A 12,034-nucleotide genomic window follows, 5' to 3' on the forward strand; every position below is an offset into this window, starting at 1 on the left:
GAAAAACCCTCAAAAACCATGCACCTGCATCCTCGTCGTGGTGGCCGCGTCCGCTGTGGACTCACCCGCTGCCGCTTTGGCTTGGGCATCGGCATGGTAAGACGAGCGGACCATTGGGGCAGAAGCGACATGGGTAAAACCCAACGCCTCGCCGAATACCCGCAAATGCTCGAATTCTTCTGGGGTGACATAGCGCGCCACCGGCAAATGGTGAATGCTGGGTTGCAAGTATTGGCCAAGCGTCAACATCGCCACCTGATGGGCGCGTAAATCACGCATCACCTCTTCGATCTCCGCCAGGGTCTCGCCCAAACCCAGCATCAAGCCGGACTTGGTGGGAACGTTGGGACGACGTGCTTTGAACTGCTGCAACAAAACCAGTGACGTCTGGTAGTCCGCGCCAGGGCGAGCCTGCCGGTACAAGCGCGGCACGGTTTCCAGATTGTGATTGAACACATCTGGCGGGGCCTGCTCCAAAATATCTAGCGCCGCCTCCATCCGACCGCGAAAATCGGGGGTTAGAGCCTCAATAACGATGCCGGGCTGACGATCTCGTATCGCACGGATACAAGCGGCAAAATGCGCTGCACCCCCATCGCGCAAATCGTCCCGATCCACGGAGGTGATCACCACATAGTTCAAGCCCATGGCAGCGACCGTCCGCGCCAAATTTTCCGGCTCATCAGGATCTAACGGGTTAGGCCGACCATGGCCCACATCGCAAAACGGACAGCGGCGCGTACAGATCGCACCCATGATCATAAACGTGGCCGTCCCATGGCCGAAGCATTCCCCCAGATTGGGACAACTGGCTTCTTCACAGACCGTATGCAGATGATTATCCCGCAAAATCTGCTTTAACCGCATCACTTCGGGCGTGCCCGGAAATTGCGCTCGAATCCATGCGGGCTTGCGTAAGCGCTGCTGAGGCTCCTGTGGAACGATTTTGACCGGAATTCGTGCAACCTTAGCGGCACCCCGCAACTTTTCACCGCGTTGGGGTATAGCAACGGCGGTCATAGACTCAGCGGCGGTGATTTCACTATCGTTACACAGGATGCGTTCGGACATGACAGGTTCCTCGGTAGGCGCGCGAACCAAAGGACTTTAAGCAGATGGTTGATTATGCCGTGCCTTGACGGACAAATCTGCCGGCAAATAAGAATCTGTAGCAGAGCCTCAAATCAGGGCAAGCCGCCGATGGCAGCATAATCAGCATACCCTAACTGCCGACCCAAGCACGGCAAAAGTTCCTCGGCGGTCATATTCAGGTCCAGGTTAATGCCAAGATCGCGCAGTTGAGTGACTCGCAGGCCAGGATAACCGCACGGATTGATGCGGCCAAAAGGCTCTAAATCCATGTCCACGTTGAGGCTTAGACCGTGATAGGAGCAACCTTGCCGTATGCGCAAACCCAGGGAGGCCACCTTGGCATCTACCACATAAACGCCTGGCGCGGCGGATCGAGCCTGAGCGGTAATATGATGGGCGGCCAAAAATTCGATCACCGCCCGCTCCAGCGCACTCACCAGCGCCCGCACGCCAAGCCCCAACCGGCGCACATCCAGCAAGCAGTACACAACCAGTTGACCAGGGCCGTGATAGGTCACTTGTCCACCTCGGTCGGTCTGGATGATAGGAATATCGCCAGGGGCTAGTAGGTGCTCCGGCTTGCCGGCCATGCCTTGGGTAAAAACCGGCGGATGCTCGACCCACCATAATTCGTCTAAAGTCGTATCATCACGGCAGTCGGTGAAAGTACGCATCGCCGCAAACACCAGTCCGTAGTCGCATCGACCCAAGCGACGCAATCGCAGCGAGCCGGGGCGCCGGGCAGGCGTACTCATCTCGCCTCACAACACCAGCGTGATTTGCGGGTGGCCCGTGAGTTCTCGGTAAATCGTGTCCAACTGCTCGCGGCTTTGGGCGGACACCACCACGGTCACCGACTGATAGCGCCCAGCGCGACTGTCCTGCACCCGCACGCGCGTCTCGTCAAGATCGGGAGCGTGCCGACCCACCAACCCCACCGCAAGCGCCCGCAGATCGCCGTCACTGGGGCCCATGATCTTGATTGGAAAATCGCACGGAAACTGCAACAGCGCTAAATCGTTCCCATCCGGCGGTACGCTCATGGCGATGCTGAAGGCTTAATGGAATAGAAAATAGAAAAACATGAGAATTGAATCGAGCAACCGGCCGAACCAGCCGCTTTCGGGAACTTCCTTCAAAGCCACCAGCGGGGTTTTGCTCACCTCCTGATCACCCACCTTGACCACAATCTCGCCGAAGGGTTGATTTTTGCCAGCGGGCGCCAGGATTTTCGGCTGGACGGTGGTGGTGAAACTGACCTGCGGCGCCTGGCCCTTGGGTACGGTCACATAGAGCGGATAGGTTAAGCCCAGCGGTAATTCGCTTTCTCGCCCTTTCCAAATACGGGTGGTCACGATAGGAGTATTGGCATCGTGCAGCTTACGGCTTTCAAAGAAACTAAAGCCATAATTCAGCAACGCTTGGCTGGCCGAAAAACGATCTTTTTCCTTAACGGCTCCCAAAACGACCCCGATCAACCGCGTATCGTTACGTTTGGCTGAAGACACCAGGCAGTAACCGGCCGATTCGGTGTGCCCCGTCTTGACGCCATCCACCGAAGAATCGGTAAACAGCAACCGATTACGGTTGGGTTGATCGATGTTGTTGTACTTGAAACTGCGCACCGAGTAACGCCCGTAGTGTTCGGGAAAATCGCGAATCAGCGCCCGCGTCAGGGCGGCGATATCCCGGCCGGACATGTAATGGTTGGCATCCGGCAAACCCGGTGCATTGGTAAAATGGCTGTTTTTCAAGCCCAGTCGCTCGGCTTCCTGATTCATCAGCTTGACGAACGTTTCTTCTGAACCGGCGACATGCTCGGCCAGAGCAACCGTTGCGTCGTTGCCAGACTGAACCACCATACCCATCAGCAGCTCTTCCAGCGACACCTGCGCGCCCACTTTAACGAACATCTTGGAACCGGCGGTCTTCCAAGCCCTTTCGGTGATGGTCACCTTGTCATCCAAATGAATCTTGCCGGACTTTATGGCTTTGTAGATCACATAACCGGTCATCAGTTTGGTGATACTGGCCGGTTCCATCCGTTCTTGGCCTTTCATATCGGCAAGAATATTGCCGCTTTCATAATCCATCAGGATATAGCCGCGCACCGGTACTTGCGGGGGTGGCGGTAGGGGTTCCGCGTGGACAGTGGCTAAACCTGATACCAGGAAAGCGACGGCGAGGAACGGTAAAATCAGGATACGGGATAAATTCGAATGCGGCATGTGGCAGCGATCTTCTGAGGTTGCACATCAAAACGGATCATTTTAGCGAGAAGAGCGTCCCAAAAACAAACCGCCTCGCAAGCAAAGGCGAAGCGGTTGATTCGGTTGCCAATGGTTATGGCAAGCGTGGCCTTCAATCCGTCATGATCCGACCACGGCCGGCTTTTACGCCGACCAAGCGAATGCCTGCCGGTTTGGCAGCACCGGTATCGCGTGAGACAACCCGCGAATCCTGCTGTGCTCCCAAGCTAGCTTGGGGTCGAGCATCGCGGTGCAGTACACGGGGTGGACGTTCCTCGGCCGGGCGCTTAGCGGCGTTTTCAGTTTTCGCTGGATTAGTCCGGCCATGTTTATTACCCATCGCATTCGCTGGGCGGTGCGTTTCTCCAGCTTTAATCGTGGGATCGGCGGCAGCCAAACGGAGGGGAGGTTGCAGGCGAGTGGGTTCGCGCTCCGCCTTATCAACGAGCTTGGCAGGTGCCGGGCGTAGCGTTGGATTTGGTGTGATCCGGGCCTGAGCCAGTGTGCGCGTCGGCATACGGTCCACGTTGCGGACTTGAGAGATCTGGGTAGGTTTCGGTGTCCGGGCGAGCGCGGGTCTATCCACGATGGTTGTTGCCGGTAGAGAGACGTCCCGATCAACTGGCGATGCCTTCGCCAAGGCCAATTCTGCTGCCACCGGGGTAGGAACGATAGCTGACGGCTCTGACGCCTGGTCTAAACCGGCGACTTGTGGTGGTTGCAGTGGCTTAGGTTGGGCTGGCAGCTCCATTGCCCCCTCACGTTCAAGCGGACTTTGCGGCAACAGGATCGCTGAATCCGCCGCAGGAGCATTACTGGCCAATGCTGTCGTGGCCGGTTCTGGAGCATTCTGCGCTATATCAGGCAGCGCTGGTGCAGCAGAATCGACCTTAACCGGTTCTGCCTGAGCCAGTTGAATCGCGGCAAGCTGCGGTTTTAGCTCCGGTCGCTTTAAGCGGCTAGCCAAGCGTTCACGAGCGTCGGCGCGGCGCGCTGCCAAGTGCGGAACAAACTGATAAGGCTCCAGGGCTACGACTTCGACTTGAGCGGTACCCCGGCCCAGCATGTCCAACCGGTTGGCTGCGGCGTAGGAGAGATCAAGAATACGCCGGCCCACGAACGGCCCACGATCATTGACTTTGACCACCACGTTACGGCCATTTTCCAGATTCGTCACCCGGACATAGGTCGGGATCGGCAAGGTTTTATGGGCGGCGGTTAAGTCAAACATATCGTAACGTGGCCCGCTGGACGTTTTGCGACCGTGAAAATCCCAGCCATACCAGGAGGCGATGCCTTGTTCACGATAGCCTTCACTCGTCTCCTTCACCCGATAACGCTTGCCAAAAACTTTGTAGGTATCGGGATTGCCAGTCCGGCTGGGTGGTTCAACCCGTGGCACCGGCTCGCCAGTGGTGTTTTCGACCCCGATGAGTGGTGAGCTGGCAGGCCCCTGGTTTTCAGGAGCCGTGCTACAACCGGCCAGCGCACCAGCTAAGGAAACCCATAGCAAAGGGCGATTCCAAGAAGATTTAGCCATAAAAAACAATTCCCCCTGCCAAACGCACCAGCGGCCCGTTTGATCAGCTTGGTTTTTTTGGATTTTTCAGAATGAATCAGTCAGCGTGCGCGATGGGGTCAGAGCTAAAAACCCCAGAATACGGTCGGTTGCCGGAGCGCGCTCGAATTTCCTGACTGAGCTGATGTACCGCTAAGGCGTACAACTGACTGCGGTTATAGCGGGTAATGGCGTAGAAGTTATCGAACCCCAGCCAGTATTCAGGACCGTCTATGCCCTGAAATTCCAACAGCATCGCACTCTGGCCATCGCTGATTGAATCGCGCGGAGCGACGCCTTGATTACGCAGGCTGGCGACGCTGGAACGGGGCTGGTTCAATTGACGGCTGACCAGCGCTGCGTAGCGATCACCACTGATCGAAGCCGGCGATGCCACCGGCTCACCCGGACGCCAGCCGTTTTTCCTGAAATAGTTCGCTACACTGCCGATGGCATCACGCGGATTGCGCCAAATGTCACGATGGCCGTCTCCGTCAAAATCCACGGCGTAACTACGGAAGCTGCTCGGCATGAATTGCCCATAGCCCATTGCGCCGGCGTAAGAACCGCGCGGGGCTAGCGGGTCGATGCCCTCGGCCCGTGCTAATAATAGAAAGTTCTCCAGCTCCTTGCGGAAGTAGGCGGCACGGCGAGGATAGTCAAAGGCCAGCGTGGCCAATGCCTCCAGTACCCGATACTTGCCCATATTGCCGCCGTATTGAGTTTCAACACCGATGATGGCGATGACATACTCCGGCGGTACCCCGTAAACTTGTTCGGCTCGCGCCAGCGCCGCAGCGTTAGCCCGCCAGAACTCGACTCCGCCCTGAATGCGCTTGGAATTGATAAAAATCGACCGATAAGCATGCCAAGGTTTTCCCTCTGCTGGCTTGGACATGGCAGCGATGATGCTGGGCTGGGAATGCGCCCGTGCGAACGTCGCCCGTAGGCTAGTCGCATTGAAACCATGCTCCGCCGCCATGGCGCGGATGAACGCTTGGACATCAGATCGGTTGGCCAACGGCTGGCCAGGATCGGCACGGCCTGCTTCGGTGGTCGTCTCGGGTGCCGCTTCCGGCGCTGGGATCAGTGGGACATCCGCTGGACGCCGATCCATCATGGGCGGCGCGCAAGCACTCAACAACAGGGTAAAACTGAGTAAAAACGGGCTCTTCACGCGCAAGTCTCGTCTTGTCTAGGATAACGATCTCACCGCGTCGGGGTCCGGCGGTGCGAATAAACGCTCATCAGCATACCGAAGCCGGCCATGATCGTCACTAGGGAAGTTCCACCATAGCTGAACAGAGGCAGCGGCAACCCCACCACCGGCAGCAATCCAGAGACCATCCCTGAGTTGACAAACGCATACAGAAAGAAGATCAGCGTCAAACTACCGGAGAGGAGCCGGCCATAGGTATCGGCTCCCCGCGTGGCCATGTAGAGACAACGAGCGATGATGAAAAAATAGAGCACCAGCAACACGCAGCCGCCAACCAGGCCGAATTCTTCAGAGAAGGCCGCGAAAATAAAGTCGGTTGACCCTTCCGGTAAGAAATCCAGGTGAGACTGGGTGCCGTTCAACCAACCCTTGCCATAGATGCCCCCGGAACCAATGGCGATTTTAGATTGGATGATATGGTAACCGGTCCCCAGTGGATCGCTTTCTGGATTAAGGAAGGTCAAAACCCGCTGACGCTGATAATCATGCATGACGAACGTCCAGAACAGCGGGATCACCGTCGCCAACAACCCCGCCAGGATGAACATGACGATCCAACTGAGTCCGGCCAGAAATAAAGCGATGCCACCGGCAAACCCCACCACCAGTCCCGTTCCCAGATCCGGCTGTTGAGCGATCAGGATGAACGGCAGCGCGGTGATGAACGCCCCAGCCAGCAGGTGCGACAGTCGTGGTGGCAGGGGCTTATTGGCGAAGAACCACGCCATCATCATCGGCACGGCGAGCTTCATGATTTCGGAGGGCTGAAAACGCAGGACACCCAGATCCAACCAGCGCCGCGCACCCTTGGAGACATCGCCGGCCACCATCACCGCCAACAGCAACAGAATGCCGACCAGATAAATCCATGGTGACCAGAACCGGAAATAATGCGGCGGTATCTGGGCCAACGTCAGCAAGATGGCGAAACCCAAGCCAAGCCGGATAGATTGGCCGATCACCAGATCCAGGCTACGCTGCCCGGCGCTGTAGAGCACGACCAGACCGATCCCGGACACCGCCAGTAATCCTAAGACTAACCAGGGATCAAAACGAATCCATTTCAACAGCCTGCCTGCGCTAATTCGATCCATCGCGTTGGGTATCCGGGTCCGGTTTGATGCCGGCGATCATCGCCGGATCGTACTTATCGAGCAAATAGGCATCCATCACTTTACGCGCAAGCGGCGCGGCGGTGGCACTACCGCCACCACCGTTCTCGGCGATCACCGCCACAGCAATACGAGGCTTCTCCACTGGAGCGAATGCTACGAACAAGGCATGATCGAGCAGGTGTTTTGCCAAGCGCTTGGCGTTATAGCGTTGGTTCTGGCCCAACGTGAAGACTTGGGCAGTTCCCGTTTTACCCGCCATTCGATAGTTTGCACTTCGGCTCTTGTGGGCGGTGCCGCCTTCGACAACATGGATCATGCCGGAGATAACCGCATCCCAATAGCGCGGGTTTTTCAGGGTGATCGGCGGCAATGTGCGGGGGGGCGTCAGCACGGTACCCCGGGTGCCGGTTTCTTGAGTGGCGTGCAATATTCTGGGTGCATAATTATCGCCCCGCTGAGAAATAACTGCCGTCGAGTAAGCCAATTGCAACGGCGTCGCCAAAAACAAACCCTGACCGATGCCGGCACTGAGGCTATCGCCGCCGAACCAATCCTGCTTTTGGAACTTGCGCTTCCACTCACGGGAGGGTAACAAAGCGCCTTTCTCCCCATACAGATCAATACCGGTCGGTCGGCCCATGCTGAATCGACTGAGAAATTCATGAACCCGGTCGATACCAAGATTGAGCGCTAAGTCGTAGAAGTAGACATCGCAAGATTGCGCCAATGCACGATCCATGTTCACGCTGCCATGACCGCTGCGTTTCCAGTCATGGAATTTACGCCCGCCGCCGGGTAGCCGATAGACCCCAGCGCAGAAAACGCCGGTATTGCGGTTGACGACCCCGTATTCGAGGCCCGCCAGCGCCATGAGCGGCTTAATGGTAGAGCCGGGCGGATAGACGCCACGTAAGGCGCGATTGAGCAATGGTCGATTCTTCGACGTGTTGAGCTTACGGAAAGAGCCAGAATCAATGCCGTTGACGAAAGGGTTGGGATCGTAAATCGGCTGACTGGCTAAAGCCAGAATCTCCCCGTTGCTGGGGTCCATCGCAACGATGGCGCCATTGTGGCCTTCCAGCGCCTCTTCGGCGACCACCTGTAAGCGCATATCGACACTCAGATAAATATTTTTCCCTGACACCGGCGGAGTACGGCTCAACACCCGTACCGGTCGTCCCTCGGCATTGGTTTCCACCTGCTCATAACCGGCACGTCCATGCAGGACGTCCTCGTAAGAGCGTTCAACCCCGGTCTTGCCGATGTGGGTGCTACCGCTGTACTGGCCAGGGTCCAGCTTGCGCAATTCGGCTTCATCAATTCGCCCGACATAGCCCACGATATGGACGCCCCGCTCTCCCAACGGATAATGGCGAGTCAGATCCGCCTTGATCTCGACACCGGGTAGTCGATACAGATCAATGGCCAACCGGGCGATTTCATCATCGGTCAACTGGAAGCGCAGCGGGGTAGCGTTATACGGTGGAGTTCGCCGGGCCAGCTTACGAAAACGGTCGATGTCGGCATCGGTCAGGGTAATGCGCTCCCGGATTGCAGCCAGCACGGCCTCCAAATCCTTGGCCTGCTCAGGGGTGACTTCCAAATGATAAGAGGTAAGATTTTCGGCCAGCAAAACCCCGTTGCGGTCGTAGATAAAGCCACGGGCTGGCGGCAATGGCAACAGACGTACCCGATTACTGTCAGACAGCAGGGTGAATTGCTCGTGATGGAGAACTTGCAGGTAAACCAAGCGGCCCGACACCGCCAGCAGCGCCAGAAACACCGCGCATATGGTGATCAGAACCCGCCGAAAAAACAGCTCGCTCTCGGCAGAGTTGTCTTTTTCCCGGACCAGCAGCTTGTCTATCGGGGGCTTGGCCGCCGAACGCCACCATTTCATAGGGCCTACCGCGATCAGTTAACCTGGAAATACCGGCGCACATCGCGCAGGATGACGAACACCAAAGGCCAGCACACCATACCACCCACTGCCGGCGCCAAATACCACCAGTCGCGCGGTGGATAGCCGATGACCCCGCTGATCCAGAACACCAGAATCTGTTCGAGCAACAAAAAGGCCAGGATACTGAATGTCTGTTGCCAAACAGGCGCTACTCGGATGCGCCGATAGGTTTGACAAGTCAAATAGGCTACGGCGGCGAACGCCAGGGCGTGCTGACCCAACAGCGCACCGCGCCCAACATCCAACAGCAGTCCCACCAACCAGCCAACCCCAATGCCCACCCGATGCGGCAACGCCATGCTCCAATAAATAAGCACCATGGCGACCCAATCGGGGCGAAACCGCTCCAACCCGCTCGGCAGTGGCAGACCACCCAGCAAAAATGCCGCTAGAAAGCTACAAGCGATGACCCAACCGCTGACGCGGGGCGCGGCAGTCATGAGTGGCGACGTGGGACCGGCGCTGCTGTTGGCGCTGGTGCGGGGGTCGGTGCGGGGGTTGGTGCCGGTTTTTCGTCAGGCGGCGCATTTTCCAGCAGCATCACCTCACGAATGCGATCCAATTGGGCGACCGGTTTGGCGATGATATTAGCGAAGGGGCTGCCCGGTTCAAATTTAGTCACGGTTGCAACCGGATAACCCCGCGGAAATCGGCCGCCCAGCCCTGAGGTCACCAACAAATCGCCCACTTTCACATCCTCGTTATTAGGGACGTGCAGCAGTTTTAATTCCTGGAAATTGCCGGTGCCCAGTGCCAGGGTGCGTACCCCGGTACGATTAATCTGGATTGGCAAGGCATGATTGGCGTCAGTGACCAGGATCGCCGTCGAACTGAACGGATCAGCGTGGATGATCTGGCCGATGATACCCTGTTGGTCAAGCACCGGCTGGCCGACGTATACGTTGTGCTGTCGCCCACGGTTGAGCAAGATATGATGCCGGTATGGGTCGAAATCCACTGCCAAGAGTTCGGCGATCAGCATCTTTTCAGGTGTATTGACCGTCGATTCCAGCAAAGAGCGTAGACGGCGGTTTTCCGCTTCCAGCGTGGTCAATTTTTGCAGTTGCGCGTTCAAGAAAATCTGCTTCTCGCGCAAGCGGGCGTTTTCTTCCAGCAACGTCCCACGCCCAGCCAGATTCTGCTCTAGCCAGCCCTTGGTGTTGGTGGGCAATTGCATCAAATATTGAAAGGGATAGACCACCGTACCTAATACGTCACGCACACCGTTTAAGTATTGATAGCGATGATCCACCGTCATCATGACGATGGAGAGCGTAACCCAAAAACCAAGCTGCAAAATCGCCGTCGGATTAACCGTAAACAAGTATTCGATACGCTTGCTGGGAGTAAGAGCGGCCAACGGTTATTCGATGGCGAAGGCTTCGACGGCGTGCTCGTCCTTGGCGATCAGTTCCAACACCCGGCCGCCGCCACGCGCCACACACGTCAGCGGATCTTCGGCGATCACCACATTCAAGCCGGTCTCCTCCGTGATCAGCCGGTCGATATCACGCATCAGCGCACCACCACCGGTCAGCACGATGCCACGCTCTGCCACATCAGCGGCCAATTCCGGTGGGGTCGCCTCCAAAGCCATCTTTACCGCACTGATAATGCCCGATAGCGGCTCTTGCAGTGCTTCAAGAATCTCGTTGCTGTTGAGCGTAAAACTACGTGGCACCCCTTCAGCAAGATTGCGTCCCTTAATTTCAATCTCGCGCACCTCGCTGGAGGGATAGGCACTGCCGATTTCGTGTTTGATTTTCTCAGCGGTCGGCTCACCGATCAGCACGCCAAAATTACGCCGCACATAATTGATGATCGCTTCATCGAAGCGGTCGCCGCCGATGCGCACCGCGCCGGCGTAGACGATGCCATTGAGCGAAATCACCGCGACTTCCGAGGTGCCACCGCCGATATCGAGCACCATCGCCCCACGAGCTTCTTCGACGGGAATACCGGCACCAATCGCCGCCGCCATCGGTTCGGGAATGAGATAAACCACCCGTGCCCCGGCACCCATCGCCGATTCACGGATTGCTCGGCGCTCGACCTGAGTCGAACCACAAGGCACGCTGATCAACACCCGCGGGCTGGGATTGAGAAATTTCCGGGAATGCACCTTGCGGATGAAATGTTGGAGCATCTTCTCGGTGACGGTGAAATCGGCGATCACGCCGTCTTTCATTGGCCGGATCGTCGAGAGGTTGTTAGGTGTGCGCCCCAACATCCGCTTTGCGTCCGTGCCAACAGCCGAGATCGTGCGGATGCCTCGAACTGGATCTTGATTGATCGCTACCACCGAGGGTTCATTGAGGACAATGCCACCCCCCCTCACGTAAATCAACGTGTTAGCGGTTCCCAGATCAATAGATAGATCGTTGGAGAATTTACCGCGCAACCATTTGAACATGTTATTGAAACCATCGGGTTGTCAAAAGCGGCTAATGCTAGCAAGCAGGGCAGTTAGGAGCAAGCCAACAAATTATGATAGGGTTACAGTTTTATCCGTTCGCTCAGCCAAGGAGAACGCAACGATGTCCCTGGGACCTGCCGAAGTCGCCAAAATCGCCCATTTGGCGCGGCTGGCCATCCGCGAACAGGATGTGCCGGCCTACGCCCGCAACCTATCGGCCATTTTGGAGTTGGTGGAACAGATGAATGCGGTGGATACGTCCGGCATCATCCCGCTGGCTAATCCATTAGATATGGCGCAGCGTTTGCGCGCCGATGATGTGATCGAAGCCGACCAGCGTGCCCATTTTCAGGCTATCGCTCCCCGCGTTGAAGCCGGTCTGTATTTGGTTCCCAAGGTTATCGAATAACGCCTTTTCTCAC

The 12,034-nt window shown here is 57.0% G+C and carries 11 protein-coding genes and 1 pseudogene; 1 reads left to right on the forward strand and 11 read right to left on the reverse strand.

Going from position 1 to position 12,034, the window contains the following annotated elements; translation table 11 throughout:
- Positions 1-9: 9 nt before the first annotated feature.
- From lipA to BN873_RS03530, 11 genes and pseudogenes are all read right to left on the reverse strand, one after another.
- Positions 10-1,020, reverse strand: coding sequence for a lipoyl synthase (gene lipA, locus BN873_RS03480; protein WP_048670751.1), 1,011 nt, complete (start codon positions 1,018-1,020; stop codon positions 10-12).
- A gap of 164 nt (positions 1,021-1,184) precedes the next feature.
- The gene (lipB, locus tag BN873_RS03485) at positions 1,185-1,847 is read right to left on the reverse strand and encodes a lipoyl(octanoyl) transferase LipB (protein WP_048670627.1); all 663 of its coding nucleotides are present in this window, start codon (positions 1,845-1,847) and stop codon (positions 1,185-1,187) included.
- Positions 1,848-1,853: 6 nt separating this feature from the next.
- Complete coding sequence (locus tag BN873_RS03490; RefSeq protein WP_048670628.1) at positions 1,854-2,135, reverse strand: YbeD family protein; 282 nt, start codon at positions 2,133-2,135, stop codon at positions 1,854-1,856.
- 15 nt (positions 2,136-2,150) lie between these two features.
- Entirely contained in the window at positions 2,151-3,320 is a 1,170-nt protein-coding gene (locus BN873_RS03495; RefSeq protein ID WP_053085221.1) for a D-alanyl-D-alanine carboxypeptidase family protein, read from the reverse strand.
- Between the two features lie 1,071 nt (positions 3,321-4,391).
- Positions 4,392-4,749 (reverse strand): annotated as a pseudogene (locus BN873_RS21435) (septal ring lytic transglycosylase RlpA family protein); the annotation flags it as partial.
- A 208-nt stretch (positions 4,750-4,957) separates the two neighbouring features.
- Positions 4,958-6,076: a lytic murein transglycosylase B gene (gene mltB, locus BN873_RS03505; protein WP_053085223.1), complete on the reverse strand. Its 1,119-nt coding sequence runs from the start codon at positions 6,074-6,076 to the stop codon at positions 4,958-4,960.
- 32 nt (positions 6,077-6,108) lie between these two features.
- Positions 6,109-7,212 (reverse strand): rod shape-determining protein RodA, encoded by a 1,104-nt coding sequence (rodA, locus tag BN873_RS03510; RefSeq protein ID WP_048670630.1) that lies wholly within the window; start codon positions 7,210-7,212, stop codon positions 6,109-6,111.
- Positions 7,199-9,133, reverse strand: coding sequence for a penicillin-binding protein 2 (gene mrdA / locus BN873_RS03515; protein WP_071243978.1), 1,935 nt, complete (start codon positions 9,131-9,133; stop codon positions 7,199-7,201). Before mrdA ends, rodA begins: the two co-directional genes overlap by 14 nt.
- Before the next feature lie 14 nt (positions 9,134-9,147).
- A complete protein-coding gene (mreD, locus tag BN873_RS03520; RefSeq protein ID WP_048670631.1) occupies positions 9,148-9,636 on the reverse strand; it encodes a rod shape-determining protein MreD in 489 nt (162 codons plus the stop codon).
- Positions 9,633-10,556 carry a rod shape-determining protein MreC gene (gene mreC, locus BN873_RS03525; RefSeq protein WP_197613643.1) on the reverse strand — a complete coding sequence of 308 codons (924 nt, stop codon included), beginning with the start codon at positions 10,554-10,556 and terminating at the stop codon, positions 9,633-9,635. Before mreC ends, mreD begins: the two co-directional genes overlap by 4 nt.
- Before the next feature lie 3 nt (positions 10,557-10,559).
- Complete coding sequence (locus BN873_RS03530) at positions 10,560-11,609, reverse strand: rod shape-determining protein (protein WP_048670633.1); 1,050 nt, start codon at positions 11,607-11,609, stop codon at positions 10,560-10,562.
- A 124-nt stretch (positions 11,610-11,733) separates the two neighbouring features.
- Between BN873_RS03530 and gatC the strand changes: the two genes are divergently transcribed.
- Complete coding sequence (gene gatC / locus BN873_RS03535; RefSeq protein WP_048670635.1) at positions 11,734-12,021, forward strand: Asp-tRNA(Asn)/Glu-tRNA(Gln) amidotransferase subunit GatC; 288 nt, start codon at positions 11,734-11,736, stop codon at positions 12,019-12,021.
- Positions 12,022-12,034: the final 13 nt, after the last annotated feature.

This window comes from Candidatus Competibacter denitrificans Run_A_D11, from assembly GCF_001051235.1.
Classification (GTDB): Bacteria; Pseudomonadota; Gammaproteobacteria; order Competibacterales; family Competibacteraceae; genus Competibacter_A; species Competibacter_A denitrificans.

What these genes read in the sequence shown, in the direction of transcription:
- lipA (WP_048670751.1), bottom strand. Translation starts at nt 1,020, where the DNA reads ATGACCGCCGTTGCTATACCCCAACGCGGTGAAAAGTTGCGGGGTGCC.
- lipB (WP_048670627.1), bottom strand. Translation starts at nt 1,847, where the DNA reads ATGAGTACGCCTGCCCGGCGCCCCGGCTCGCTGCGATTGCGTCGCTTG.
- BN873_RS03490 (WP_048670628.1), bottom strand. Translation starts at nt 2,135, where the DNA reads ATGAGCGTACCGCCGGATGGGAACGATTTAGCGCTGTTGCAGTTTCCG.
- BN873_RS03495 (WP_053085221.1), bottom strand. Translation starts at nt 3,320, where the DNA reads ATGCCGCATTCGAATTTATCCCGTATCCTGATTTTACCGTTCCTCGCC.
- rodA (WP_048670630.1), bottom strand. Translation starts at nt 7,212, where the DNA reads ATGGATCGAATTAGCGCAGGCAGGCTGTTGAAATGGATTCGTTTTGAT.
- mrdA (WP_071243978.1), bottom strand. Translation starts at nt 9,133, where the DNA reads ATGAAATGGTGGCGTTCGGCGGCCAAGCCCCCGATAGACAAGCTGCTG.
- mreD (WP_048670631.1), bottom strand. Translation starts at nt 9,636, where the DNA reads ATGACTGCCGCGCCCCGCGTCAGCGGTTGGGTCATCGCTTGTAGCTTT.
- BN873_RS03530 (WP_048670633.1), bottom strand. Translation starts at nt 11,609, where the DNA reads ATGTTCAAATGGTTGCGCGGTAAATTCTCCAACGATCTATCTATTGAT.
- gatC (WP_048670635.1), top strand. Translation starts at nt 11,734, where the DNA reads ATGTCCCTGGGACCTGCCGAAGTCGCCAAAATCGCCCATTTGGCGCGG.